Below are 26,875 nucleotides of genomic sequence, written 5' to 3'. Positions count from 1 at the left end.
GACAGATCAGTGCGATACGGACGGCGAGGAGTCGTCATACATCGATCATCGCGAACCGCTCCGCTCGAGCCCAGCAAGGCATCAACCGGCGTGTATTAGATCCAACCCGACCAAGACGCCCTCTTAGCGCTGGGCTCGATGCCGGTCACGATGGCGCCGCGATCGCGCAGTGTCGCGAGCAGGGGGCCGGCTCCGCAGCCGACGTCAAGGATCCGCCGCCCGGCCACGTCTCCGGCCAGGTCCAGGATCGCGGGCCGGGTGTAGTAGCCGTTGATGAGGTTGGACTCGGTCTCGGCCGCGTACGCCTCGGCGAATCTGTCGTAGTCGTTGGCCACATCCTGGCCGGCAGGCCCGGAGGAGTGCTCAAGGTCAAGAGACATGCGGCCAATCCTGGCAGGTCTGATTGCTTCGGGGTGCGAACAGGGGCGAACGTTGCCTGACGCGGCAGTAGCCACAGCAGACGACGACTCGGCGGCAGTAGCAACGATTGATGCTGGCTGAGACGATCGGGTGGTGAGCATGCTCGCAACGCTCTGGCGTGCGATCCTCGGGCGCCCTCACGAGCTGGTCGAGACTCAGGTGTCCGACGCCAGGCAACGAGTCGTGGAGGCATTCGCCTACGAGCAAGCCGACCTACTTCGGGATCAGAAGGTGACGGAAGAGCAGGCACTCGCCGCCATCGCGGAGCGCTTCCCCGAGATGACGTCGAACGAGGTTGCTCATGCGCTTGCTCACGGCATGTTCTTAACCCGGTGATCAGGCACAGCGGAACGGGTCAACGGCAGGCGTCTGCCCGGACGTGCACACCGCACCACGTCGGAAGGTCGGCTGCCCATACCTGCCAGCCGCCGGCGTCTCGCCGGGTCTCGAACCGCGAGGGGTGGGCTGTGCCGCTCAAGCTGGTCTGTCCGCTCCACCAGATCGGCCGGACCTGCGCGGTCACGGTCGCGCGGTTGCGGCCCTGGTCCTCGACGTCGATCGGTCCGACCGTTTCAAGCTTCGACGGAGTCTTGGCGCGTTCCATCTCACCGCGGTACTGACGCCACTGCCGCAGCAGCTCGTCATGACGCCCGGCGACGAGAACCCGCGACAGCCCAAGCTCCTCGCCGCTGCTCATCTGGAGCACGTACACGTTCACCGCCGCGTCCGGCGACGCCTCGCCTCGCTCTGCCTCGGCTTGTCGGAGAACGGCCCACGACACCGGCACGGCGACAATCCCAGTACACAGCACCGCTACAAGCGATAGCACTACCCATGGCCAGTGACGGGGCGACCGGACCAACCCTCGATTGCGGCTCGCCGCTCGCCGGCCTGGGGGCGCTGGCGCCTCCCCGGGTTCCATAAGGGCAACATATGGCCTCTACGCGTCATCTGGCCATCGCCTGGGCTGGCGCTCATGCGCTTCTACGTACCGTGTACCCGTAGGTGCTCGGCGAAGGATTGGGTGAAGCTCTCCGGCGTGCATGTCCTCGTGGTTGCCGGTCTCCATGCCTGCGTCAGTCCTGGTGATCTTCCGCGCCGACGGCTCCCGTGAGCTCTACCCCGCCGACCGCATCCGCGTCGGTCGCTGACTGACCTACGCATTACGAGTCGGCCGCCGGTTGCTGCTCATCGTGGCCTTGGTCCTGGTCAACTTGCCACTGCGGGCCGCCGGTGTCCGCCATCGTTCGTCGGCTTGGCTGCTCGGCTGGCTGCTCGCGATCGGCCGCCAGACCGGGATTCTCGAGCAGTAGGTGTGGCCCCGGCCGCGTCCCGCGAGGATCTGCTCGTCCAACGATTGGTTGATTGACCGAGGACCCGTGGTGGCCTGCTTTAGTTGCGTTGAACGCGGGGCCGATCCTTGCCATGAAGCCAACCGCGATGATGTCTGGACGCCGGGTGGCAGTCGTTTCCAGCGGCGTGCCAGCTCACGTTTCCCAGGTCGCTGCCAGCAATGCGACCAGGGCCGTCATCGCCCGTTCGCCGGGCACCGCAGACCCAGCAGAGTCCACGACACGTCCGCGCGTCCGTGCAGGTCGGGCCGCCTGCCGGAGTGGACCACGTCGAGCCCGCACTCACGAGCCAGCACGATCGCCTCCCGGTCCGGAACGTCGTACATCCGCCGTCCCTCGGGCACGGGGCCGTGGCGCACTGAGAGGATCATCTGCCCGCCCGGCTCCAGCAGGTTCCCCAGCCGCCGCATCGACGTATCCCGCTCGGCCCAGTCCAGGTGCATCCACACGGCGGTGACCAGGATGAGGTCGAAGCGCTGGCCCCGCCTGCGAATCACCGCGAGGTCGGGCAGTGCATCGTCGACCCAGTCGATGTCCATGTCGGGGTGCAGGCGTCGGCCGTGGTTGCGAAGCTCGGCCGTCGGCTCCACGGCAACGACCCGGTGTCCGAGCGCGGACAACGCCGCGGCGTCCCGGCCGGTGCCCGCGCCGACGTCCATGACTTGGCTTGGCCGTTCCGGGAACAGGTGCAACACTTCGCGGTGCACTTCGCTGAACGACACGCTCTCGTACTGGCGGGCCAGCGTGTCGGCTGATTCGGCGTAGCCGCTGATTCCCCGTGGCACCCCTAAAGGGATCTTCTCCAGTCGAACGCTGGCGGTTGAGGCCTCCGCGGTCGCCGGTCGGCCCGCAACCGGGCGGCTCACGCGGCCGCCAGCAGGGCCGGCAGCTTGCGCATGTCATCGAAGACGACCGTATCTGGACCCTCCAGCCCTGTCGCTGGGGTCAGCCCGCCAGCGTAGCCGAAGCACCGCATGCCGGCGGCGCGGGCCGCCTGCACGCCGTAGCGGCTGTCCTCGACCACCACGCACGCCCGCGGCGGCACGCCCATCCGGGCGGCGGCGTGCAGGAACAGATCTGGGGTGGGCTTACCCCGGGCCACCTCGCTCGCGCTGAAGATGCGCCCCGAGAACCGGTGGTACAGGCCGGTACGGCCGAGAGTGTGCCGCATCTTCTCGTGCGAACCGCTGGATGCCACGCACGTCGGCGTCACGATCTCGTCGAGAGCTTCGACTATCCCGTCCACCGGAGTCAGCGCCACGTCGACCTCCCGGCGGTGAGCCTCGTCGAACCGCAGGGCCCACAGGGCGGCCGTATCGGCACCCAGGCGGGCGGCGATCAACTCACCGATGGACGCACTGGAGCGCCCTACGAACTGCTCGACGACCTCCGCCTCACTCACCGGCCAGCCCAGTTCGGCGCCCACCGCGACATTGACACGCACGGCGATGGGCTCGCTGTCGACCAGCACGCCGTCGCAGTCGAAGATGACTAGCCCAACCGGATCGATCATGCCGCGAGGGTAGCCGAGGCCGGAGGCGGCCGGCCCAGCCCATCCGCTGGCATCCGACACCCGCCAACGGTCACCACGCCACCTTGCAGGCCAAATATGTGACGGGATATGCACCCGGGACGGTGGCCGACCGGCTCGGCATCGCGAACCCTGGTATCCCTGAGGCCATCAACTGTCCCTGGTGTCAGCGACTGGCTGCTCGGCCTCGCGAAGGCACGAAGAAGGCCCAGGTCGTGATCGACGATCAAGCCGGTGACCTGGGCCTTCCTATGGAGCCGCCTGACGGAATCGAACCGTCGACCTACGCATTACGAGTCGGTTCCGGGCTGCTGGTCCACCGCCTGGTCCTCATGCCCGGTGCGGCGTTCGGGTCCGCGATCGTCCGCTCATGCTCGCCGGTTTGGCTGCTCGCTTGGCTGCTCGGCGGGCCCGTCGCACCGCAAAGCGGTGGTGAGATAGGCCCGCGGGGGTCAGCGGACTTTGCCCGGGGCCGCGACAATCGGCGCATGACCGAGTCCGATGTTGAACTGCTGCCTGGAGAGCGGCTCCTCTGGGAGGGCCGCCCCCTCCGCCATCGACTGTTCCGGGCACCGGACGCGCTACTGATCCCCTTCAGCCTCCTGTGGTTCGGGTTCGTCGTGTTCTGGGAGGCATCGGTTCTCACCGAGCGGACCGTCGGGGACCGGCCGCCGGTCTTCTTCGTGCTGTGGGGCGTTCCCTTCGTGCTGGTGGGCCTCTATCTTGTGGTCGGGCGGTTCGTCGTGCGCGCCGTGGCGTCCCGCCGCACCCGGTACGTACTCACCGACCTCCGGATCCTGGTCATCGGCGGAATGTCCGGCAATCGCACCACCTCGGCCTACCTGCGGTCCCTGCCACCGCCGGTCGTTGCCGAACAGCCAGACCGGTCGGGCAACCTGGCGTTCGGCGCCTTCCCCGGCATACTCGACCCCTTCACCCATAGGAACGGCCTGCGGGGATGGGCCAGCGAACCATCGAGCGATCCGGCGCTATGGCACATCCCAGAAGTGCGTCGCGTCCGCGACCTCATAGCAGGGGTTCAAACCGAGCGGGACCGACCAACTTTCCACGGCCACCAGGGTTGAAGGGCTCCCCGAAAGGGACGACCCCCGTCGGGGGATGAATAACAAGTTGTGCGCTCCTGGGGTTCGTAGCGGCTCATGTCGGGGAGCAGGTGCCGGCCGTCGTGATTCGACATACGGCACCGATCCGGATCACGGTCTTGCTGGCCGCTGCTGCCGACGCCTCGCTTACAAGGCGCTTTCGGCGAGAGTCGTAGCGTCCGCTGACGTCCACCGCGTTCAGGTCGGAGGCAACACCCGTCCGCGCTCGTCCGGCCTCGGCCGTCACCGTTGATGTCAACCACTGATGTCACGTCCCGCTGCTGCCGGCTTCCCCGGTCAAGCGAACGGGACCGGACCAACGCCGGGAAACGTGGGCTCGACCCGGAGCCCACGCGATCGCGGGCCCCACGCCGCCCTGTTAGCGTCGATCGGTGCCCGTCACCGTACCGGCGTCCCCTCAGCCCACCCATCGCGCCCGCCGGGTGGGCCTGGAACTGGTCTGGCTGGCGACCGCCCTGGCCGGGACGCCGGTCGTGGCCACCGCGGTGCTAGTCGCCCGGATGGACGAGATCCTGGCCTCGGCAGTGTCGCAGGGACGCGCCTTCCCCTTCACTGGCGAGGCCGGCGACCAGTCCGTGCTGCCGGTCCTGCTCGGGTACGCCCTGACCGCCCTCTTCCTCACCACCGCAGCGCTGGGTTACCTGCTCCGGGGGTGGGCCTACCATGACGAGCACATCGGGCTGGCGCTCCCGGCTGCGGCGCCGATCATCGTGATCGTCCTCTGCGCGCCGCTCGTCGCGCCGGTCGACCTCGCGCACCAGCAGTACACCCACGACCTCTACGGGTGGTGGTACTTTCCCTTCCTCATCGCCAGCGGGTGTCGTTCCCTGTGGTCCTGCCATCGGTGTCATGCCGGCTGTGACCATTGGAGTCGGTCGCGCAGCACAGCGTTCGCTGACTTTATGCTGACGCGGCACCTTCTGGTCCGTAGGTCACGGCGGCGCAGTCTCGTGCGGTGCCGTGCGACATCGGAAGGCACGGTTCGGACCCGTCGCGGCTCCTGCGGTCGCTCGCGTTGCTGTACTTCTGTGCTGTACGTCGATCACTCCGGCCGCCTGCGGCCTAAGATGTTGCCTTGCGCGTTCACGGGGAGGCGACATGCCTGAAGACATCAATGCGGCAAGCCTGATCGCTCTGGCTGATCGCCTCCGAGCCAAACCAGCGCAAAGCCATGAACGTCACGAGCTGGTCACCAGCTGCGAAGGTTTGCCGTGGCTCGGCCGTGTCCCGGCTGCCACCGAGTCGTGCATCAAGATTCTCGCCCAGACTGACCCGAAGACCCGCTCAATGCCATGCGAGCTCGGTATCTCTTCGATGGAGGTGCCCAGTGCCCTGACCACCTTCCGCCGTTGGTGGCCAAAGGCGGTCATCGCTATGGGAGATCCCGGGCAGCCCGATCCGCGGAAACCACCAAAGCCCGGCATCGTGCAGTGGCGTTTCGACGGTGTCAACGCGTCGCCGGCGTTGAACCCGCCGAGCACCGCTGGTTCTGCCGCTATCGCAGCTCACTTTGCCGGCCTGCCGTGGGCGCCACCGCCGATGATGTATGACGCGGCCGGTCCGCTTGCAGACATTGAGGCAGAGGACCTGCTGGCCAGCATGGTTCATCCGCCGCAGATGCCGGCAGGCCGATGGGATCGCCTGCCAGGCTTGTGGGAGCGCTACATCCAGGTGTGGTGCTGCCTGGGCCTGCTGCATCATCGACCGGAGCAACCGTGGCCGACATCGACCAGGCGACAAATGTTGATCGAGCTGGCCTACGGTGTCGAGGACTGGATTACCGAAGCCGCGCTCTATGCGCTAATCACCGCGGCTTGGGTGGACCCAGCATGCCGCTCAGACGTCGCCGGGTTGGTCGAGACCAGATACCTGATGATGCGTGAAGCGGCCGAGACCAGACCACTGACAATTGGCGTTTCCGTGGCGCAGCTGGTTTACATAACCCCAGGCATGCCAAACGAAACCCTTAACCATGCACTGGGTCTGACCGCTGCATTCCAGGAGTGGCCAGGCAATGGAAGCGTCTCGCTTGGCGGACCATCCGCGCCACCGCCGCGGCAAAGGTCGCTGCTGGACAGGCTTCGTCGCCGTTGACAGACCCGGGGCCGACCGAGCCCGAGCCCACGTGTACGGCTGGCTCACGAGGTGGGATCCGGCCGGCAGCGGAGCGCCAAGTCTTGAAAGCTGGTTCGGAGCTATGTTCACGGCGAGTTCAGTCGGTGGAAGCATTTGCCTCCACGAGTTCGGTGAATATCTCGGAGGGCTTCTTCCAATCGTGGATCTTACGCGGTCGGTCGTTGATCTCGGAAGCCACCATCGCCAGATATTTGGGGTCGGAGGTGATTGGGACGCCCTTGGGGAAGTACTCCCGCAGGATCCGGTTGGCGTTCTCGTTGCTGCCGCGTTGCCAGGGTGAGTGCGGGCGGGCGAAGTACACCGGCAGTCCGGCGGCGGTGATCCTCGCGTGGCCGGCCATCTCGGACCCGCAGTCCCAGGTCAACGACCGGGCCAGCTGCGGCGGTAGGGTCCCGGCGGCGGCGATGATCGCGTCGCCGACGGTCAACGCGTCCCGGCCGGTCAGCGGGACCAGGACCACGAACCGGGAGGTGCGCTCGACCAGCGTCGCCACCGCCGTCTTCCCGCCCTTGCCGATGACCAGGTCGCCTTCCCAGTGCCCGGGGACCTGCCGGCCCTCGACCTCGGCGGGGCGTTCGTCCAGGTAGCGCGGCTCACGGATCCGCGGCGCCGGCGCCGGACGGGCACCGCCACGCCGGGCCGTGCGGCCGGTACGCAGCCGGATCAACTCCCGCGCCAGAGTGGACACCGGCTGGGCGTACACCCACTGGTAGATCGCCTCATGAGACACCCGGTAAGCCTGATCGTCGGGGTAGTCGAACGCCAGCCGACCCGCGATCGACGCCGGTGACCAGCCCAGCCGCAGCCGCTCGCGTACCACCTCCTGCAGGCCCGGCGCCCGCTCGACCGCCCACGTCTTCGGCCTGCACCGGGCGACCGCCGCCGCCGCGTCGGCCGCCGCGGCCCGGTACCCGGCCCGGCCACCGTGCCGGGCGACCTCCCGCGAGACCACCGACGGGTTCCGGCTGATCAGGACCCCGATCTGCTTGTACTCCAGGCCTTCGGCCAGGCCACGGGATATCTCTTCACGGTCAGCCAAGGTCAATATTGCGCGCACGGCGGAACATCCTGTCCCACCGAACCATCAAGATCAAATGCTGCGACCGGCTGAACCTGCCCACTGCAGCTCCCGACCTACGAGTGGGCCGGAGGTACCACCATGCGAACCAACCGGCGACCATCGCCGGTGACCCGTTGTCGCTGCGTTTGGGCAGGTCAGCCCAATGACGCGGGACGTCAAGCTGTCGCCGATCGAGCGGCTGACCGGCGCCGATCTTGTCCGAGAATTCCTATATGAGGGATTGACGGCATCGGCGGCGCCGGCGGCCCGCTCCCGCATGGTGATCGAGATCGTCGCCCACCTTCATGACACGTTGACCGATCCCCTCACCACCGAGGCCGAGGCGTACGAGACGTTCGTACGGACCATCTCGATCCTGAACGTACTCCTTCCCGACGGGAGGAGACGATGACCGAGGACCACGCTCTCGACGCCGGGCCAGTGGTCCGGTTCTCCGAAGCCGAGAAGATCAACCCGTTCCAAGTGCTGATCGAACTCCACGACCAGGCCCTGAGACAGTCGTCCGGGTCGTCCCGGGCCGAGGCGTTGACGGAGTTGGCGCTCGCCGCCGCCGTGCTCTCGTGGTGGAGCCGATGGCAGCCGATCACGATCCACCGGGCGCTGCGGTGCGGAGCCGACCTGATGGACATCGCCGAAGCGACCGGGCTGGACCCCGGCGAGGTGGTCCGCCGCTGGGAGCGGTGGGCCGATGTCCAGACCCGCTTGGACATCGGCGGACGTCCCGCGGTCGACACCGTCGAGGTCCGGACCATCCGGGAGCGGATCCGGGCGGAGGTGGGCCGGTGACACCAACCCGGGTGGCCCGCAACATCAGCACCGGCGCCGTCGCCTCCATCGCCGCGTGGTCGTCGTGGAGTCACATGGTCGACGTCGCCCTCAAATTCGGCGAGCGACCAGAGGTCGCGTTCGTACTGCCGATCTCCGTCGACGGCATGCTCATCGTCGCCTCCACCGCCATGGTCGAAGACAAACGAGCAGCTAGACCCGTTCGCTGGTCGGCCCGGATCGCGTTCGCGGCCGGCGTCGCTGCCAGCGTCGGCGCGAACATCGCCGCCGCCCACCCGACCCTGGGCGCGCGGATAGTGGCGGCTTGGCCGGCGGTCGCGCTGCTGCTGGTGGTTGAGATGTTGTCGCGTGCGCGCCCGGCCGTAGATCCGCCTCGACTGGGCCGGACTGGAGGCGAGTCGAACGACGGCCTCAAGCAGCCCAGGTCCGCCAAACCCCCAGGCGCAGTACTTGCGTCGCGTGTTCCGTCGCCGGTGGCGGTGACCGATCATGCGGCCGGCAGCGATGGAAAGGCAAGCCCGGGTACGTCGAGGCAGACGCGCCGTGACAGGCGAAGTGAGCAGACAGCGGACCTGGTTGCCCGTGTGCAGGCCGAACGTCCGAGCGCGAGCCTGGCGGAGATCGCGAAGGCCGCCGGGGTGTCCGAGCGACACGTCCGCCGCCTCCTGGCGTCTGGGAAAGCTGGCGCGGCCACCCCGGTCCTGTAGCCAGAAACCGGCCGACATAGGAGGAACGTGAGGCGAGCGTCCCCATAGCCTTCTATGATCCATCGGCTACCCGGGGGCTCGACGGCTTCGGAGAGCCAGGCCGCATACACCCGCAGGGTTGTCGGTCCTCCGCGCCGTGGCCCAAGAGCGGCCTGGGAACAGAGTTCAGCGGCATAGGGACAGGCTCAGTTGGTGACGAAAAGTACGCATTTGTGCGTGAGTGGCACTGTCTCAGCCGTTGACCAACGGATCCAACAGTCGGCTGGGTGCACCGTGCCAAGAGATGGCTAGGACGTCTCGGGCACGGGTCGCTGAGACGAACAGTAGCGACCGGGCCTTGCGTTGCTCGAGCTCGTACCGCTGCGGGTCGGACCGGCGGTAGCGCTCGATGTAGGGACGTGGGATGGCACCCTTGCGCACCCCGATGATCGCCAGCCGCTGATACTCAAGACCCTTGAACCGGTGCATCGTCCCCACGTGAATCTCGCCGTCGCCGCGCGGCCCGTCCTTGGTGAGCTCGGCGCAGGTCAGGCCGCCCTGTGTCTCCAGGTACTCGATGACCTGGGTCAGCTGTTCGTGATCCGCGACCGCGACCGCGACGTGGCCGGCCGGGTCTTGGCGGGCACCATCGTTGTCGGTCGAGAGTTCGTCGCGCCATCCCTGTAGCAGTGCGCCGACGCCGGCCAGTTCGTCCGGCCAGTTCTGATATCCGGTGAAGGTCGGTGTGGGGCCGTGCAGGACGGACCGGTATCCGGACAGGTTGTCGACGCCGTCGTCGAGATCGTCGTAGACGGTCTTGTTGCCTTCGGCGATCCGGAGGGCGTGTTCCAGGATCTCGCGGGTGGTGCGGTAGCTGAGTGTCAACCGGCGTGAGCGGCCCCGAATGTTGATGCCCAGGGCACCTAGGGAGACCTGGTGGTCATAGATCCGCTGGTGGGTGTCGCCAGCGATGAAAAGGTCATTCGTGCCTGGCTCAACCATGGCGCGCAACATCTTCCAGTGAGCGGCGCGCAGGTCCTGGGCTTCGTCGACGACGACGTGCCGGTACCGGTACCGGTACGCGGGAGGCCGAGAGCCGGAGCTGTCGTCAGCCGTCGGAGGCGAGTTCCGGTAGCGCTCTGCTGCGGCAGCGCGTTCGATCTCGAAGCGGGCGGCGCGTTCGGCGGCCTGGCCCCAGGTCTCGGCGCCGAGCTTGTCCAAACGGGCGGCGAACTGCTCGATAAGCTTCCAGATCTGGCTGCGTTCCGGGCGGATGAGTGCGCGGCCACGCCCGCCGCGCCGGGCGCTGAAGTAGTCCGACCGGCTTCTCAGCGCCTGGCCGAGGATAACCTGCTCCCATTCGTCGAGGAGAAAGTCGGCCTCCCAGCGCTGTTCGTCGAGTTCGACGAGGAGCTGCCGCATCTCGATCATGGCTACCTGATCGCTGATGCGCTTGCGGCGGTTGCGCTGGTCGGTGTTCTCACCGATGACGCGGGCGGCGAGCTGGTCGATGTGCATGACGTCGACCCTCGCGAGCAGCTCCGGCTCGCTTATCAGGGAGGTGAGGCGGAGTCGCAGGTCCGCGGCGAGGTTGGCGGTGAAGGTAGTGAGCAGGATCTGCACGCCGTCGTCGGTCAGCTGCTCGGCGAGATGCTTGACCCGGTGCAGCGCGACGACGGTCTTGCCGGTGCCCGGACCGCCGGAGACCCGGGCCGGACCGGTGTATTCACGCCGAGCGGTCTTGGCCTGGGTCGGGTGCAGGTAGTGCTTCCAGCTACGGAAACTGCCCTCGTCTAGGGCGGCCTGCACGTCGTCGTCAATTGACGAGACATTGGTTCGGCTGACCGCGGTGGAGATGTCGGCGAGGTCCGGCTCAGTTGGCAGTTTGACCGGCCGGGTCACCTCTTCGAGCACTGAGTCGATGCTCATTCCTGCTGCGAGTCCGTAGAGCACGTCCTTGGACAGCAGTGGTGCACCCGAGACGAGTCGGTCGAGTTCCTCGTCATTGGTGACAGCCAAGGCCAAGTCGATGAGCTGCTCGGCAACGCCGAGGTCGCGGAGTTGGTCGGCGGTGTAGGCGCCGAGTAGGGGCGGCCGGTCTGGAATCTGGTCGGGCTCGGGGGTGGGAGCCGGCGTTGGAGTTACATCATCGGGCTCGGCCGGGGTGAGCGTGATACCGGCACGCCGTAGGGAGCTGTCGCCCATCACGGCGAGGTCGACGAACTCGAGCTCTCCGGTGACCCGGTTGACCGCGACCTGGAGTTCGTCGTACACGTCCTTGCGGTGGCGGACCGCGATGATCAACCAGTGCTGGCGGCCACGGTCATCGGTCTCGACCGGGATGAGCAATGCCCGGTACGACTGGTTGATCTTGGCGCGATGGATGCGGGAGTCACCCTTGAGCTTCTTCAGGTCCAGGCCGGGCTGGTCCGGGTTCTTCCGGAATCGGTGGCAGAAGTCGTAGAAAAGTCCCTTGACCGTCCGGTCGAGCTTGTAGAGCTCTTCCTCGGCCTTGTAGTGCAGGCTGAGCCGTGCGGTCATGATTCGGAGTCTTCCATGTCGGGCAGCAGGTCTTCGAGTTCGTCGAGGTGTTGGAGCCACTCGGCCGCGGTTCGCATCGTCCAGCCTTCCTCGGCGTAGGCCTCGTCACGGTGCCGTGCGTCGGTGTCATCACCGTGCATGGCCACTACTGCGATCTTGAGGTTCGGCCGGAGCCAGGCGAAGTCGACCTGCCAGCGACCGGTGCCGAGTTCGTAGCCGAACACGGGTGCGCGTTTGCCCCGGTCGGCCAGCCTGCGGGCGAGGACTCCGAGGTCGCCGCCACGCTCGGGCTCGTCGTCGAGGATCTCCAGGATCTCGTCATCCCACTGCCGGTCCCGCAGTCCAGGCGTTGCTGCTGTGGGTCCGTCGGAGCTGGCCGGCGGCTTCGGGGGCACCGTCCCGTTCAGCGAGTCGAGTTCACCGACGCCACCGCAGACGACGAGGGTGTCGAGGTCGAGTTCGGCGGCGGCGCTGTAGGCGAGCTGGACTCCGTCGCCGCCGGCGTACGCGAGGAACTGGGTGAGGTTCGTCCAGTACAGCCAGGAGCGCCAGCGTTCCCAGTGAGCGTCGTCCTTGAGAGCGGTGTCACGGTCGTCGAGAGCGGCGAGCGCCGTCCAGCGCGGGTGATCCGGATCGTTGGCGTCGAGGGTGACGATGATTGGCAGCCCGGACTGATCGTGCGCCCGGAAGGCGTGCAGCGTGGCTTCCGGGTCCTCGGTAGGCGAGGGCCGCGCCGGCTGGTCCCCGGTGAGACTAGTGAGTTCGGCACGAAGAGTACGGGCCAGTTCTCGGCGGTCGGTAGTCGCCGTGAGCGGAAGTGTTCCGGCGTTGGCCAGTAGTCCGGTCACCATGGCGCTCGCTCCTGATGCCCACCGTTGGTGGTCGGGGTCTCGCAGGTAGGCGATCAGGGAGTTCACCGGGTTGGTGAAGACCATGCCGGTCAGCTGGGCTCGGTTGCCGTCGAACTCCTCGTAAGCGTCCTTAGCCTGTTCTTGCGCTGTTCCTGAATACGGCGGCCAGACTGGTCGGGCGGAGGTCGGTCGCTGCTCGAACAGCTCAATGTCGGACCAGGTGACCTGGAAGACGCGGTGGCCTTCGGCGCGCAGTACGGTCCGCTGCCGGGCGTCCGACGCGATGCGGTTGTGGTCGGGGGTGGCGTGGAAGCGGAATCCCTCCAGGTAAACGGTGACACTCTGGCTGGGCCCGTCGACCCTAGTGAAGGTGAAGTCGGTCCTGGTCCGGCGCAGCTGCTGCTGGGCCGTCATCCGCCAGTGGACCAGGTCGCTGCCGCGAGCGAGGCGCAGGTGACCGCTGGCGTGGCCGTCCTCGTCGAGCGAGACGTCGTCAGTCACTGACACCCAGTTGCGCAGCAGGTCGAGGAAGCGCTGTTCGAGGTCGGATTCGAGCTGGCCGTCCAGTCCGATCTTCCGGGTGTTGGTGACCGGTTCGGTCTGCCAGCCCTCGTCGTCGAAGAGCAGCGAGCTGATCATCCGGAGTGCGGTGTTGCGGGAGACCAGGTCCTGCTGCGGTTCGGGGGTGTACCGGTGCAGGCAGCGGTGGCAGGCCCGGCGCTGCTCGTCCTTGCACTTGCAGTTGAGCAGCGCGGTGTGCGCGTGGATGAGCACGTCGTGGAAGTCTTCGGCCTTGGTGAGCCGGTCCAGGTAGCCGGTGCCGCCGGGGAGCCGGTCGTAGAGGACCAGGAACCAGCGGCGTTCTCCGCTTGCCTGGTCCGGCATGGAGGCGACCGTGGTGTCCAGGTGTTGCGGGTCTCCGCCGAAGTGCAGGTCCACGCCCATCCGCAGTGCGGCCCGGAAGGAGTGCACCCGGGTGTCGATGTCGGCAGCCGCAGCGGGCAATAAGATGCGCAGCGCCTCGGTTCGCAACTGGTGCGCGAGCAGCACCGGCTCCTGCTGGATGCCGTCCGGCTTGCCGCGCCGCAGCGGACACCACGGGCGGTGATTCTTCAGATTCGGGTTACGCGCCTGGGAGGAGGTCAGCGCGTCCGATTCATGATCGAAGACCGGCCGTCCGTCCGCGCTGGTCGACCCACATCCGGTGCAGACATGGAACGGATTAATCCGCACGGTCTGCCCGGCGAAGTCGTCCCGCGGCGGGGCGTCGTAGCGGGCGGGCCCGACGTTGATGCGCCTGATCATCGCCCGCCGGCAGTAGTCGACGCCGAAGGTCTGACTCGAATGCCGCCAGGAGCCCGGGGCGATCTCATCGTCAGGGAAGTCGACCGCGTCGACGACCGTGTAGAAGCGGCGGTCCCGTTCGTCCTTGTCGTCGCGGATCCGAGCGTCTTCCCGCAAATCGCGGGAGGTCACGGTCGACGGTTCGACGACCTGGAAAAGGCAGCCGTCGTCGGCGATGTAGGTGCTGTCGCAGCGGGGGCAGGCAGACCGGTCGTGGACGGCATCTTCGGTGCGGATGTAACCGCAACCAGGGCAGACACGCCAGCGGTGCCACTCGGGCCGACCAGACGTGGTGATGTCGATCCCGGTGATTTGGTGGCGGTAGCCGTTGACGTAGAAGGTGTTGCCGGGCGCGAACTCCTCCAGGGCGAAACGCCGGGGCCGCTGGTAGCTCACCGGTTTCGACTTGTAGCGGGGAGTCTTGCCATCCTTCGGGTTCACCCCGTCCGGGCCGTACAGCGTGGCGGCGAGCGTGGTGACGGTGTCCACCAGGGCGTAGTTGGGCAGCAGCCCCAGATCGCACAACGCGCTCTGTGCCGTGGTGTTACCGATATCCATCAAGCGTCTGCCGAGCGCCCGCCGCTCGGCGTCCAGCATCGCCTTCTCGTCCGCCTCGTCCGGGTCGGAGTCGTGCAGCTCGTCGTGGGCCTCGCTGATCGTCCGGATCCGGTCGCGCAGCCCGTCCTGCTGACGCCGCCACTCCCGCTCGGCCTCCTCAAGCGCCGTCCGTAGCCCGTGCGTGGCGTACTCGACAAGATCGTTGCGCGCGTCGTCGGTGACGCCACGCGGCAGCAGGTCGGTGCCGTCGTCGTGCGGGAACAGCCGGAGGAACCCTTCCACAAGCTCGGCGGCTTGAGTCGTGGCAACCTCGATCAGGTCCACGAGGTAACCGGACGGCCCGAAAAGCGTGGGCGCGCGGTCGGGAAGTGCCCGCAGGACAACGCCGTCAGGACGGGTCAGGCGACCGGCCGCGGCAAGGTCGAGCAGGTGGGCGAGGTACTGCCGGCGCAGGATCTCCACCGCGGACAGGTAGCAGCCCGGCGGCACGATCGTCCCGGCGATGAGTTCCTTCGGCTGATCCAGGAAGTACAGGTCGCGCCGTGAACGGTCGGCGATGGTCAGCAGGAAGGCGTTACCGGTACGCCGCCCGGCGCGTCCGGTCTGCTGGGCGTAGCCGGCCGGGCGACGGGGTAGCGCGGCGAGCACCACCGCGGATAGGTCGCCGATGTCGATGCCCATCTCCAGCGTCGGGGTGCAGGACAGGACGTTGGGATTCTTGAAGACCACCACCCCTGTCTCGTCCGGCTTACGTCCCTGCTTGAACGCCTGCTCGACCCGTTCCCGCTGCTGGCGGGTGAGCATTCCGGTGTGCTCGGCAGTGTTCACCTGATAGGTGCCCGCCTGCCGGTAGAGCCGACGGTAGTAGTCCTGGGTGTAGTCACGGTCGCGCTGATGGCGGCCGATCTCCATCGGCCGGTTGCCGGCGATCAGGCGACCGGTGCGGCACCGATAGGCCGGGCACGGCTGGCCGTGCCACTGGTCGAGCAGCGACGGATGCACCGTCTGTTCCCAGAAACAGACCGGACAGCGTACGAAGGCCTCCCGCACCTGGCTGTCATGCAACAGCAAGGCTTCGATGTTGCCCGGTTGCAGGCCGTAGATCCGGGCGGACGAGTCATTCGGCGTACGGACGGACAGCAACCCGGCCGAAGTCAGCTCGGGCAGCAGCCGGTGCCAGAACTCCGGGTTGCCCTCCCGCGGCAGCCGCAGCGTGCGTCCCGCCCACCGTTCGTACCAGGACAACCGACCAGAGGCCACGTCGAAGTCGCTGCCGTTCTTCGGCGCCGCGAGCAGGAACTTCGGCGCCGCGACCCGGTTCGGGAACGCTCGCATGCCCTGCGGGCGCTGGCCCCAGATGAAGTACCGGCTCGTACCGGCCTCGTCGATGTATTTGCTCAGCCACCTGTGCGCGACCGCGCCACGGCTGCGGAGGCGTTCCAGGAATACCCGGACGAATCCCAGGTACGTGGCGTCGTCGGCCTCCATAATCGGCAGGCCGTCCCGGGCCAGATCGAGATGGATCTCCTTGACCAGCGCCGCGACAGCAGCCGGATCGGCTACGCGGACGTGCGCAGCCGCAGTGCGGGTAAGCTCCAGGGTGCGGCCATTGCGGGACCGGAAACCGAACTCCATCAGCGTCTCGAACGCCAGTCGCTGCCCGATCAGCTGCCAGGTGGCCAGGTCACCGCCGCGCCCGCGCCCCGACAGCAGCCGGTCAACACCGAGCAGACCATGCAGATCCGGCGGCACCACGGCGGCCAGCGTCTGCGGATCAGTCGTCGCCGACACCACATCGGCGATCAGGTCGTTCAGCGCGGTGCCCGACTCCTGCCGGAGGTGCGCGGCGAGCAACGCCCGTAGCGAGAACGTATACGACCGGTTCGCCACGAATCCGGCGCGGTGCGCCGCGTCCTGGACCGAGTCGTTGAACATGAGGGTCTTGTCCTCAAACGCCTCTTTGTTCAGCTCGCCGGCGGTGAACAGCTGCGTGATGGCCGCTGCCGCCAGCGCAGCCGCCCCTGTGCCGAGGAAGCGGATCGCGTTGCGCTCCCCGCACGCAGGGCACCAGTCCTCCGCCGCTGCGGTGTTCGCCGTCGAACCGAGGTTGACCAGCAGGAACGTCGAATCCCGTGCGGTCAGGGCCGGCTGCCCGTGCTCGTCGTAGTCGGAGCCCGGATCCGGGGGCCGCAGCCGCTGCCGGACTGCGTCCAGCACCATCAGCGTCCCACCAGGGCCCTGCGCCGCCGACGGTGCTCCGGCACGATGCTGACCAGCGTCGCGCATCGTGTTACGGCCGGCGCCCTCGGCCGCCTCCCGGTCCGTGGCCGCGATCAGGTAGCGGATCCGGACCTTGTCCTGGCCAGTCGAGGCCCGGCGGATCTTGTAGCTGTCGAACTGGACATCCCAGTCGTCACTCTCCGGCGAGAAGACCGCCCAGCCGGAGCGACCGCACTCCCGGCAGTAGACCGCCGGCAGGAACAGGTTCGCGGCCTGACCCGCGGTAGCAGTAGTCACCGGTACGGTCACCGCACTCGGATCAGTACCGAGATCCCGGGTGCCGGCTATATCCCACCGGAACTCCGCCTTCGGCCACGGCAACACCCCACGCAGCAGCCGGGTCACCGCCCGAGCCCACTGGTGCACCTCGACGTGCACGAACGGCCGAAGTTCACTGGGCGGGGAGTCAGGATGGCGGGCGTACGAGAGCAGCGCCACGAATCTGGCGAGCGCCGCGGCGGCTTTCTCCGGCTGCCGGGTGATCGCCGACGACCAACTCTGTGCCCCGGCACGCCACATCAGGCGCAGTACATCCGGACCGCTCTTCACATCGCCGTCGAGGGCCACGAGCAGAGCCCTTGTGAACAGGTGCTGCTTCAGCCGCTTCCCAAGCTCGATCTGATCCAGATCGCCAACATCGGCTACTGCATTCGCCAACAGCAGCAGCGCGTCGTCACCGGTGGTGGGATCCGGCAGAGCGAGCAGCTCGTCCGGCGTCGGAGTCGGCCAGAGCTGAATCTCGTGGAGAGGGACGAAATCGTCGATGGCGAGCCGGTCCTCACCGATGATCGCCTCAGCAGTGAACTCGGTACCGAAAACCGCGGTCGCGACCTTCAACAGATCCTCAGTGCCACGCTCGTCGGAATCCGAGGCGAGCGTCGCCGAAGTGGCCACCGGGCAGATCCGGCCGAGCGGATTCCCCACCTCACCCGCGCCCACGACGGACGCGAGCCGGCGCAGCAGCATCGCAACGTCGGTGCCCTGCGCACCATCGTAGGTGTGGAACTCGTCCACCACCACGTACCGGAGGTCCGCGTTCTGCCATAACGGCGCGTCGTCGACCCGCTGAAGGAGCAGGTCGAGCATCTTGTAGTTGGTGATCAGGATGTCCGGCGGCGTCAGCTGCATGTCTTGCCGGCGGGTGTAGACCCGCTCGTACTGGATCGCGGCCCGATCGCCGATGTAGAGACCGGCCGTCACCGTGCTCAGCTCGTCGCGGTGCCCGAGAAGCAGCTCGTTGATCCGCTGCGCCTGGTCGGTGGCGAGCGCGTTCATCGGGTACAGCAGCAGCGCCTTCACCCCGGGCCGCCCGGCCGCCCGCTCCCGGCGACAGTGATCGAGGATCGGGTAGAGGAACGACTCCGTCTTGCCGGACCCTGTGCCCGTGGTGACCAGCGTCGGCTCCGGGACGTGCCCGTTCGCCGAGCTCAGCCGGGCGAAAGCCCGAGCCTGGTGGGCGTACGGGGTCCAGCCCTCCCGTCGCCACTCCAGGTGCTGCTCCCACCCCGGGACGGCCGTGGTGAACGGCGTCCTGATCCGCAGGAACGGGCCGCGGAACATCCCGGACGTCTCGTTACCGAGGAAGCGGTGCAACGCCTCACGGGCGCCCTCGTCGGCCAGCGCGTACGTGGTCGAGAGGTACTGCAGCAGGCTCTCCTTCAGCCCACGCGCCTCCAGGGTCGGCCTCACTGCTTCGCCGCCTTCCGCGTGACCGGATCCCACTCACCGCGAGCGATCGCCGCATTCAGCCGAGCCTGGAACACCGCGTGCGCCGCTTTCATCTCAGCCACCCGGTCCGCCTTGTAGAACGGCGGAGTGAAGCCCTCCGGCGGGGCGACCGTCTTCGGTTCGGACTTGTCATTCTGGTACGCCTCGAACTGTGCCCAGGTCGCCTTTGTCTGCCGCTGACCGATCGTCCGGGCATTACCGGCGAGCTTCCATCCGTCCGCGTCGAACCAGGTCACTGCTTCGTATTTCTGAAGTACGGGGAAGCGACCCCGGTAAGCGGCAACAAGCGCTTCAGCACTCATCCCCAGCCAAACGGCCACCAGCGCATCGATCTCGACCAGCGCGGCCCGCCGGTCCCGTTCGCTCCGCAACGGTGTTTCCAGAGTCCATTCCGGGCCGATCTCGGATAGCGATCGTGCTCCAGCCCAATCCAGCGCCCAAGCCTCAGTGGCTGCCCACTCTGAGTCGTAGAGCTCAGCCCAAAGGTCGCGGTATGCCGATGTCAAGCAGTTAAGCCGAAGGATCCGCAGGAGGAGGGCCGGGGTAAGCGGGTGATCTTCGTCCGGCGCTGGCAAAGCCTTGACCCCGGCGACGCGCAGGTCTCCCCGGCCGGTTGCCCTCAGGAGGTAGTCAAGAGGCAAAGACGCCCAGAACCCTGCTACCAGGACAGTGAGGAGGTTGCTCGGCATCGTGAGGGTGTGCATCGCGTCGATATGGGCCGGTCCCGGCGGAATGAGGGCGGCGTAGAGGGCCCGCTCGGTGTTAGAAGCGATCTGGCGACGCCAAGCCAGCCGGTGAAAGTCGACGTACGGGCGGCGAGACTTCTGTATCAAGATGGCGTCCGTTTTCTCCGGGTCGATGTCCGACTCGGGGATGTTTTCCATCTCGGCGACCAGCGCCCGTGCGTCGCCGAGAGCCGCATCATCTGAACGGAGCCGCGCCAACTCGGCGTAATCGGTCCACCGGATCTGGGCTCGCCGGTATTCCTCCGTTCGCCCCCGAACAGCCACGTAAGCCGTGTCCGGGATGAAATCTGGGGGCAAGCTGACCAAATCAACCCCATACGGGTCGTTGCTGTTCGCGTCGTGCCGCTTGAACACTGGGGTAGCGAGGCCGAGTTGCGTCCCCTTTAGGATGATATTGCTCCAACTATCTGGCTGATACTCCCGCCCGGTCTTTGGATCTTTTCGGTTGTAATCGATAAGATTTGCCTTCTTGGCTCCGGCCTCATTGAAGCCATCGGAGATTTGCAGGTTCAGAGCACTGAGGCGCAGCGGGTAGGCGGCGAGGGCCTCGATAGCGGAGGCCTCGCCGGTGCTCACCGGGAACAGCAGGCGCGCCTGGTTGAGCGGCCGATCCTCCTCGTCGAGGAGTTTCCGCCAGACGGCAAGTACCTCTTCGTCTACGGCGACGACCCGGCTCCGGTGTGGTCGCTCGTCGAACTCACGATTCATGAACCTGATGCCCGGTACTTCGCCGGAGCCATCGTGGTCGCGTGAGAGTCGCAACGCGTCCGTCGATACTAGCCATGATAGGTGATCGAAACCAATCTCTCTCGCTCGTCCATAGATATGGATGCCGAAATGGGCGGTGTCACCAACTGGGCGTGGGAAGAAGCGCTGACCAGAGTTGACAAAGTCGCCGTGGATGCGGAGCCGGTGATACGCAGCGGCACGCAGCGGACCTTCCCTTTCCCCCACAAAATGGGTGTCTGGATGCAGCAAGCCAACTGCCCCCCAATGAGACGTATGATCCCAGACCTGACACATGAAAGCCCGATAGAGATCCGGGACGGTGCCGGCCAATAGGGGATACATCTGAGGCGACCCGAGGAGCGCCGCTGTCGCGCTGTTGTTGGTCAGCTCGTCGAGAACGAATGCCTTCACATCCGGCCTTGTGAGCAGCTCGCGACGTCGGCGTTCCTTGTCGGACTCGGACGGCCGGTCCGCAAGCTTAAACCACGGCTCGTACTCGGCCATCACGGCGTCAGCGTCCCACCGGGGCCGGACCCAAGGCGGGTTGCCGACCTGGAGGTCAAAGCCGTCACGTTGGGCGAAGATGAGCGCGAACTCCAGCTCCCAGTGCAGGAATCCCTGTCGGTCGGCGATGTCGCGGACGACCCGTAGCCAGGGGAACCGCTCTTCCGGTGGTTTGGTGTCCATGCCCATGAACTGGGGCAGGAACTCCTCGAACTTCTTCAGCTCGTCGAGATCTTCGAACGCATCGAGGAAGCTGTCCTGCGGAATGTCGGCGGTGCCGAGGACCGCTTCGAGGAAGTCCAGCCAATCGTCGAGGTTCTTCAGGGGGATCACGCGGCGCAGCGGCGGCGCCGACGACTTCGGGGTCTTCTTCGCCGCCTTCTTCTGCGGTTGCTGCGGTGCGTGTGCTGGCTCGGGCTCCAGACCCCAACCCAGGTCGTCGAAGGCTGTCTGATCGCCGGGCATCGCGAAGAGCGTCATCGGCCGCGAGATCATGGTCCGTGCCGCCGGAACCGAGGGCGCAGCCGCTGTGGTCGTCTCCTGCTGCGTCAGGCCGACCAATGGTTCGGTGCCCGGGATCGTCGTGTCGATCAGGCTCGCGAGGCTGTCGCGGGTGATGCTGCCGCTGACCGCGTACTCCTCGTCGCTGCCGTCGAGCAGCCTCGCCTGATCAGCCGGCCAATACCAGAGGGCGCACCAGGCGTCCATGACCAGCTTCAGCCGCCAGTACGGGGTGTCGACAGCCTCGAAGAGGTCTTGGAGCACCTGTTCCTTGGACGTCGACCGCTCTGGCAGGTGCAGGAAGCCGTACTCGGGTTCTTCCGCCCCTGCACCCCAGATCGGAATCCGCCGGGCGATGTTCCGCTCCGACATCTCCATCCGCTTGACGACCGCAGTCCAGAGGAACTCGGCGCGCCGGGCGGCGTCGCGTAGCCGGGTGAACTGCGAGGGCTTCTCCGGCTGCGGCTGCTGAGTACGGGTGACCAGCTTCGGGGTGCCATCCGACTTCAGATGGGAGGTGTTCCTCGTCGGCCGTTGGAGGATGCCCTTCTTCCAGTCGGCGAGCTGCTTGTTCTGATCGGTGGAGAGCTGTTTCGCCTCGGTGTTAGCGGCGGCTGCCGCCCATCCCGGTGTAGGAAGCAGGAACTGGTGCACGGCGTCGGTCGGCAGCGGCTGGAGGTTGCCGTCCTCGTCCCGCATCGGCAGCGGAGTCGGAGCAAGACCGCCTTTGGCCTTGAGCCATTCCTTTGCGGTCGAGCAGACGTCCTCGGCGGCGTAGACCGCACGTCGGGCGCCGATGAGCGAGTTGCCGCGCCGCAGGTGCAGCCCGAACCAGGGTGCGAGCATGCCCGGGTGCATGGTGTTGAGCCACAGCGACACCTCGGCCAGCTCGACGCCGGTCGGGTTGAGGTCCACGCCATACGCGTTGTGCAGGGCGATGTAGGCCTTGACCCGCTGTTTCTCGGTGAGCACCTGCCCGGACGGGATGGAGCGTCGCAGCTCGTCCTGTCGGCGGCGCAGGTATTCCTCGGCGACCTGGTTGATCGCCTCGTTTAGGAACGCGCCGGAGCCAAGCGCCGGCTCGCAGAGCCGATACGACAGCAGCTCTGCCGCCCGCGTCTTGATCGTCTTGCCGTCGGTGTCGCGTTCTTGGTCGAGCCGTTCCTTGAGTGCCAGCTCGACAGTGACCTTCGTCAGCGACTCCGGCGTGTAGTACGAGGCGGAGGTTTCACGCTCGCGGCCGGACAGCCGGTAAACGAACGAGCCCTTCGGGTACTTCTTGACGCCGCGCAGGCCGTGTCGTGCGTCGGCTTCGTCGTAGCGAACCAGCGTCTCGTCCGGGTAGTCCTGCTGGCGGTGTGCGGGCACCAGCCACGAGCCCTCTTCCGGCTTGCCCTCGTGGGCGACCTCGCAGAGATCCTCGTCGGCGATGATGCCGGTGTAGGACATCAGGCCCTCATAGACCGCGCCGAGCTGATTGATGCCGAGGTTGCGGTAGGAGACGAAGCCTCCCCGCTCGCCGTTCTTGCCCTGCTTCAGGGTGAGCAGACGCAATACCTCATGCAGGGCCACGTTGCGGGGCCGCAGGTCGAGCCAGCGAGGGTTCTCGTCCTCGTCGCTGCGCGGGTCAAGCGTTCGCCCACCGATCAGCCGGATGGCACCGGGCTCGAGCAGGGTGCTGCGCAACGCTTCGAAGCGCAGCCCGTGATCGTCGCTGCGCCGTTCGGCCTTCTCCCGGCGGGTCTCCTCGTCGTCGCCGGGAAGGTCGTCGTCGGGTTCGGTGCCGTATTTCCGATGCCCGAAGTTGACCTTGTTGAACAGCACGTCGAGGGACGCGTACAGATGGAAGCCGTTTCGTGCCTCTTCCTCGACGAGCTCCTCGTCACGGGCACACAGTTCCCGTAGCCGGGCCATCGAATAGCCACTCTCGTAGCTGCCGTCGTCGGTCGGCAGAATGCCCAGCTCTGGTCGGGCTTCGGCGAAAAGCAGGAAGAGGATCCGGTACAGGTAGCGCAGGCACTCGCGGGTCAACTCGCGGGCAAACGGCAGCTTCGGGCTCTCGATGTCCTCGGGGCGTACGTTGTTGGCCGGTTCCGCCATGCGGCGCAGGACCTCGTTGGCGAGGATTTCGACGGAACGTTGCAGGCCATGCCGCAGTTCCTTGGAGACGCCCACGGCGTTGGCGCTGGAATTCTTCAGCAGGACGTCGATCCGCCGGGTCGGATCGTTGTCGCCGGGGCGCAGCATGTCCCAGCTGAACAGGGCGGCGATGCTCGACAGCTCGCCGGTCTGGGTCCGGTCGTAACGTTCCAATGCCGTGTCGAGGTTCGCGGCGAGATAGCGTCCCTCGGCCCAGGTGCCCCGGTCCGCAAGGATGATCACGCCGCCATGCAGCAGCAGGACGAAACGCGGCCGGGTGCCGCCGGGCCCGCCGATCTCGCTCTGGAACAGCCATGAAGCAAGCGCGGCGCCGCTCTCGTACCGCTCTGATCCGCTGACATGCAGCGGATGCAGCAGGCGCCCGGCACCGTTCGGGTCGAGGGCCGCGTCGGCGTTGCCGGTCCAGCCGCAGTCCATCGCGATGATCTCGCCGGTGTGCAGCGCGACGGTGACGGTGTGGTCGCGGCCGGCCCGATGCGCGACGAGTTCGACCGGTGCAGGGTCGAAGCCGAGGGCCCGCAGTACCTCCTGGTGCCACTCGGTCAGGCGTTTGCGCCACTCCGGGTTGTCGTAGGTGGCTAGACGGATCGGACCGTCGCCGTCGGCCTCAGCCGCAGCGGCGAAGTAGCGCCGCCCGTCCTCGCCGAGGTAGCTGCCGCGCAGACCACGGATCAGCTCGCGCGGCGTACGGCGGGGGTCGTTCTCGTCGCCTTCGCGCCCGGTCCAGACCGCGAAGAGCCCTTTCCGCAGGTCGGTGTCCAGGTCCTCGGCCAGGTAGTGCGCGGAGAGGTACTCGCCCCGGTTTGTGAGTGAGTCGTAGTCGCGGCTCATCCCTGTGTTCCCTTCACCCCGTCAGCGAGCGGTTCCAGCACTGCTAAGAGGCGCAACATCGGCGCCCCGACCGATTCCAGCGATGCCACCAGCTGGATCAGGCGCTCGGCGGTGCTGTCGACATGCCGGTGATCCGGTCGCGGCCCGGCGAACAGCGCTTCCTGCTTCCATTCGCCGACCTTGTCGCGGTACGGCTCCAGGGTCCGCTTGATGTCGGCACGATAACCGCCCTCGATCTCGCCGAAGTAGCGGCGCGCCTCCTCGATCGCCTCCGGCACCAACTTTGTCAGCCCGTCCAGGTCGCTCGGTACCGCGCGGGCCGGCATCCGCGGCCCGAGACCGTACTCGGCCAGCAGCTCAGGAGTTAGCTCTTTGGTCTTGGGGTCATCTGGCAGGCCGGTGACCGCCATCCATTTGACGATCGTCGGCCGGCCGAGCCGGTTCGACGCGATGCCCTGCACGAGGAAGACCGGCTCAGCCACGACAGCGGCCAGGACCGGCGCCTCGTGGCGGCCGACCTCGACGAGCACCTTGTCGGTGAGCCAGTCCAGCACCGGATGTACGTCGGTGACGTAGGAGACCGTCGGCCACTGCGAGTCTGAACTCTCCCGCGCCGCGGTCAGCCTGGCATCGGCGAGATCCTTGGAGAAGGTGATACGCAGGCGCCCTGGCGAGTCCGGCCCCGGCAGGATCTGCTGCTCCTTCAGGTACGACCGGGGCAGCGACCGCAGCCGGTACAGCAGATCGGCCGGCGGCTCGAACGCAATGGTCCGGTTGTCGTCGCGGTAGAGCGAAAGTTGGTCCTCGGGGTTGGGTCGGCAAATCTGCCGGAGACCCTCGTCGAAGTAGTCCGCCGTCGAGGAGAAGAGCGTCAGCACCTCCGCTCTGAGGACTTCCTTGTGTTCCGGGACCGCGCCGACTTGGCCGACGAGCTTGGCGAGGAACCCGGTCCGGCCGGCCCGGGACTTCTTGATCGACTGCTCCACGGTCCGGCCGGCGACCAGATCCTTGATCAGCCGGTCCTCTTCCTCCTGAGGCCGGTACAAACCGGTCACCGCCTCCGCCGAGCCCTCGATCTTGTGGGCCTCGGCCTCGCGGGCCAGCAGCTTCTCACCGACCAGGCGGTCGTCCAGGGTGCGTGCCGCACCAGACTCCGGATCGATACGCCACGGCAGGTCGCTGGTGAGTACGAGTGCCCGGAACTGCGGCGAGTGCTTCTGCCCGTACCGGTCGATGCGACCGTTGCGCTGCTCGATCCGGATCAGTGACCACGGCAGGTCGTAGTGGATCAGGATGTGGCATTGCTGGTGAAGGTTGACGCCTTCTGAGGCGATGTCGCCAGTGAACAGCATCCGGACCGGGGCGTCACGCAGGCCGAACGCTTCGACGATGCGCTGCTGCTCCTCATCCGAGGTCGACTCGCCGTGCATGACCTGCACAGCGCCACCGAACGCCGTCCACGGCTTGCGATCGATCACCTCGGCCGTAGCCGGGAAGCCCAGCGCCGCCGGGACGCTCTCGGCCAGCCAAGTAAGTGTCGGAATGCGTTCCGAGAAGATTACGACCCGGGTGTCCGATCCCGGCCCGACACCTAGTTCACGCAACTGCGCCACCAGCGCGGCCAGCTTCGACGCGTCGTCGTCCTGAACGTGCCCGGTCAGCTCCTGCAGTGTCGTGAGCGCTGTCCGCTCCGCGAGGCGTGCCCTGTCGCCCGGTTTCTCCGCCAAGAAGGTCTCGATTGTCTTTAACCGCGTCCGGATCGTCGCCAGCAGCGCCCGGTGCGAGGAGAGGAACGACTTGAGAAGCTGATACGGCACCAGCTGATGGGTGCTGACCGATGTGGCGCCCTCGACCGGGATCCATCTCTCGATCAGCTCCGCGAAGACCGCGGCCTCAGCCGGGCCAGCCGGGACATGCACCGGGACCGACGGCCCGCGATCCGGCCAGGAACCGGTCAGCGAGTCCCGTACCTCCGGTGAGGTCTTTGTCCGTCGGATGTACAGGTGCTCGAGCTTGTTGACGTTGTAATTGGTCGGATCGGCGATCGCGGCCTCGTCCAGCATGTGAATGAGCTCGGCGAACGATTCCGCCCGGCCGTTGTGCGGCGTGGCCGACGCGAGGATCAGGGCGTCGGTCTTGCGAGCGAGCAACCGGGCCAGCTCGTTGTTCTGGGTGCCCCGGTTGACCAGGTTGTGCGACTCGTCGATGACGACGGCGTCCCAGTCGGTCTGCTCCAGATGGTGGGCGTAGACGGCGCTCTTCAGCGTGTCCACCGAAATGATCGCCCGCTTGAAGTACGCGAACGGGTTACGTCCCGCCGGGATCTCCCGCTGCACCCGCTGGATGCCGGTCGAGTCCAGTCGGACAAGCGGGATGGCAAACCGCGTCCACGTCTCCCGCTGGAACTGCTCCAGAATGTGCTGCGGCGTCACCACGAGGATCCGCTCGCCGCGACCGCGTCGGATCAGTTCGGCCAGCAGGATACCGATCTCCAGGGTCTTGCCCAGGCCCACCACATCCGCGATCAGAACCCGTGGCTGCGGGTTCTTCATCGACAGCGCCAGCTCAGCCGGCCGCAGTTGGTGCACCTGCGGGTGCATCAGGAACCCGTCTGCGAGCGCGAGCCCGTGCTCGGTCTGCGGCAGCGCAGTCTTGCGGAACACCGCCTCCAGGAACAGCCGGGCCCGCCGGTGGTTCGCCGAGTCGTCCGCCACCAGCTTGGTCTCGCGCGGATCGAGGATTCGGATGTCGTCGAGGCTCTGATAGAAGATGGCTTCCTCGCCGCGGACGAACGGCGACACCCCAGTGACCTCGATCATCCATCTGTCGCGCCTGGTGAACGTGCTCTTGCGTATCAGCCACTGCTCGTCACGTACTAGTACCTGCGACCCCGGCGGAAAGCCGGCCGGCACCTGTCCCTCGCCGGTCGCGCTCTCGGCCTCGACATTCACCCTTTGCCCCGCTCCTCGTTCTGTTGTTCAGCCGC

General features: G+C 67.0%; 17 protein-coding genes. 8 read left to right on the top strand and 9 right to left on the bottom strand.

Translation table 11 applies throughout. The features are described from left to right. Window positions 1–95: 95 nt before the first annotated feature. On the bottom strand, window positions 96–380 hold the full coding sequence (locus SLP03_RS22790) for a class I SAM-dependent methyltransferase (RefSeq protein WP_319462663.1): 285 nt from the start codon (window positions 378–380) through the stop codon (window positions 96–98). A gap of 133 nt (window positions 381–513) precedes the next feature. Here SLP03_RS22790 and SLP03_RS22785 point away from each other — a divergent pair, with 133 nt between their 5' ends. After that, window positions 514–756, top strand: a complete 243-nt coding sequence (locus SLP03_RS22785) for a hypothetical protein (protein ID WP_319462662.1) — start codon at window positions 514–516, stop codon at window positions 754–756. A 19-nt stretch (window positions 757–775) separates the two neighbouring features. Here the strand turns inward: SLP03_RS22785 and SLP03_RS22780 are convergent, their stop codons facing one another. Next, the gene (locus SLP03_RS22780) at window positions 776–1,138 is read right to left on the bottom strand and encodes a hypothetical protein (protein WP_319462661.1); all 363 of its coding nucleotides are present in this window, start codon (window positions 1,136–1,138) and stop codon (window positions 776–778) included. A gap of 463 nt (window positions 1,139–1,601) precedes the next feature. On the opposite strand from SLP03_RS22780, the gene SLP03_RS22775 reads away from it, so the two are divergent. Then, window positions 1,602–1,733, top strand: a complete 132-nt coding sequence (locus tag SLP03_RS22775; RefSeq protein WP_319462660.1) for a hypothetical protein — start codon at window positions 1,602–1,604, stop codon at window positions 1,731–1,733. 215 nt (window positions 1,734–1,948) lie between these two features. On the opposite strand, the gene SLP03_RS22770 is transcribed toward SLP03_RS22775, so the two are convergent. Both SLP03_RS22770 and SLP03_RS22765 read right to left on the bottom strand, forming a co-directional pair. Then, window positions 1,949–2,638 carry a class I SAM-dependent methyltransferase gene (locus SLP03_RS22770; protein ID WP_319462659.1) on the bottom strand — a complete coding sequence of 230 codons (690 nt, stop codon included), beginning with the start codon at window positions 2,636–2,638 and terminating at the stop codon, window positions 1,949–1,951. Continuing rightward, on the bottom strand, window positions 2,635–3,285 hold the full coding sequence (locus tag SLP03_RS22765; RefSeq protein WP_319462658.1) for an HAD family hydrolase: 651 nt from the start codon (window positions 3,283–3,285) through the stop codon (window positions 2,635–2,637). The genes SLP03_RS22770 and SLP03_RS22765 overlap by 4 nt, the downstream gene beginning before the upstream one ends. Window positions 3,286–3,368: 83 nt before the next feature. Between SLP03_RS22765 and SLP03_RS22760 the strand changes: the two genes are divergently transcribed. The 3 genes from SLP03_RS22760 to SLP03_RS22750 all read left to right on the top strand — a co-directional run bounded on the left by SLP03_RS22760 (window position 3,369) and on the right by SLP03_RS22750 (window position 6,521). Beyond that, a complete protein-coding gene (locus SLP03_RS22760) occupies window positions 3,369–4,388 on the top strand; it encodes a hypothetical protein (RefSeq protein ID WP_319462657.1) in 1,020 nt (339 codons plus the stop codon). Window positions 4,389–4,798: 410 nt separating this feature from the next. Further along, on the top strand, window positions 4,799–5,533 hold the full coding sequence (locus tag SLP03_RS22755) for a hypothetical protein (RefSeq protein ID WP_319462656.1): 735 nt from the start codon (window positions 4,799–4,801) through the stop codon (window positions 5,531–5,533). Further along, window positions 5,526–6,521, top strand: a complete 996-nt coding sequence (locus SLP03_RS22750; protein ID WP_319462655.1) for a hypothetical protein — start codon at window positions 5,526–5,528, stop codon at window positions 6,519–6,521. The genes SLP03_RS22755 and SLP03_RS22750 overlap by 8 nt, the downstream gene beginning before the upstream one ends. 118 nt (window positions 6,522–6,639) lie before the next feature. Here the strand turns inward: SLP03_RS22750 and SLP03_RS22745 are convergent, their stop codons facing one another. Beyond that, window positions 6,640–7,602 carry an IS30 family transposase gene (locus SLP03_RS22745; RefSeq protein WP_319462654.1) on the bottom strand — a complete coding sequence of 321 codons (963 nt, stop codon included), beginning with the start codon at window positions 7,600–7,602 and terminating at the stop codon, window positions 6,640–6,642. 184 nt (window positions 7,603–7,786) lie between these two features. Here SLP03_RS22745 and SLP03_RS22740 point away from each other — a divergent pair, with 184 nt between their 5' ends. The 3 genes from SLP03_RS22740 to SLP03_RS22730 are packed head-to-tail and all read left to right on the top strand — an operon-like array spanning window position 7,787 to window position 9,137. Further along, a complete protein-coding gene (locus tag SLP03_RS22740) occupies window positions 7,787–8,035 on the top strand; it encodes a hypothetical protein (protein WP_319462653.1) in 249 nt (82 codons plus the stop codon). After that, window positions 8,032–8,430: a hypothetical protein gene (locus SLP03_RS22735; RefSeq protein WP_319462652.1), complete on the top strand. Its 399-nt coding sequence runs from the start codon at window positions 8,032–8,034 to the stop codon at window positions 8,428–8,430. Before SLP03_RS22740 ends, SLP03_RS22735 begins: the two co-directional genes overlap by 4 nt. Further along, window positions 8,427–9,137 carry a DUF2637 domain-containing protein gene (locus SLP03_RS22730; protein WP_319462651.1) on the top strand — a complete coding sequence of 237 codons (711 nt, stop codon included), beginning with the start codon at window positions 8,427–8,429 and terminating at the stop codon, window positions 9,135–9,137. The genes SLP03_RS22735 and SLP03_RS22730 overlap by 4 nt, the downstream gene beginning before the upstream one ends. 231 nt (window positions 9,138–9,368) lie before the next feature. On the opposite strand, the gene SLP03_RS22725 is transcribed toward SLP03_RS22730, so the two are convergent. From SLP03_RS22725 to SLP03_RS22710, 4 genes are read right to left on the bottom strand one after another with little or no spacing between them, the layout of a single operon-like run. Further along, window positions 9,369–11,657, bottom strand: coding sequence for a UvrD-helicase domain-containing protein (locus tag SLP03_RS22725; RefSeq protein WP_319462650.1), 2,289 nt, complete (start codon window positions 11,655–11,657; stop codon window positions 9,369–9,371). After that, window positions 11,654–18,379, bottom strand: coding sequence for a DEAD/DEAH box helicase (locus SLP03_RS22720; protein WP_319462649.1), 6,726 nt, complete (start codon window positions 18,377–18,379; stop codon window positions 11,654–11,656). Before SLP03_RS22720 ends, SLP03_RS22725 begins: the two co-directional genes overlap by 4 nt. Then, window positions 18,376–23,889, bottom strand: coding sequence for a class I SAM-dependent DNA methyltransferase (locus SLP03_RS22715; protein WP_319462648.1), 5,514 nt, complete (start codon window positions 23,887–23,889; stop codon window positions 18,376–18,378). Before SLP03_RS22715 ends, SLP03_RS22720 begins: the two co-directional genes overlap by 4 nt. After that, window positions 23,886–26,840: a DEAD/DEAH box helicase gene (locus tag SLP03_RS22710; RefSeq protein ID WP_319462647.1), complete on the bottom strand. Its 2,955-nt coding sequence runs from the start codon at window positions 26,838–26,840 to the stop codon at window positions 23,886–23,888. The genes SLP03_RS22715 and SLP03_RS22710 overlap by 4 nt, the downstream gene beginning before the upstream one ends. Window positions 26,841–26,875 lie beyond the last annotated feature (35 nt).

The sequence above is a fragment of the Micromonospora sp. RTP1Z1 genome (genome assembly GCF_033804685.1).
GTDB lineage: Bacteria > Actinomycetota > Actinomycetes > Mycobacteriales > Micromonosporaceae > Micromonospora.
This window is presented reverse-complemented; position numbering and strand designations above follow the sequence as displayed.

Bases quoted from the DNA above. Each gene is read 5' to 3' on its own strand.
- SLP03_RS22725 (WP_319462650.1), bottom strand. From the start codon at position 11,657: ATGACCGCACGGCTCAGCCTGCACTACAAGGCCGAGGAAGAGCTCTAC.
- SLP03_RS22740 (WP_319462653.1), top strand. From the start codon at position 7,787: ATGACGCGGGACGTCAAGCTGTCGCCGATCGAGCGGCTGACCGGCGCC.
- SLP03_RS22715 (WP_319462648.1), bottom strand. From the start codon at position 23,889: ATGAGCCGCGACTACGACTCACTCACAAACCGGGGCGAGTACCTCTCC.
- SLP03_RS22790 (WP_319462663.1), bottom strand. From the start codon at position 380: ATGTCTCTTGACCTTGAGCACTCCTCCGGGCCTGCCGGCCAGGATGTG.
- SLP03_RS22765 (WP_319462658.1), bottom strand. From the start codon at position 3,285: ATGATCGATCCGGTTGGGCTAGTCATCTTCGACTGCGACGGCGTGCTG.
- SLP03_RS22735 (WP_319462652.1), top strand. From the start codon at position 8,032: ATGACCGAGGACCACGCTCTCGACGCCGGGCCAGTGGTCCGGTTCTCC.
- SLP03_RS22750 (WP_319462655.1), top strand. From the start codon at position 5,526: ATGCCTGAAGACATCAATGCGGCAAGCCTGATCGCTCTGGCTGATCGC.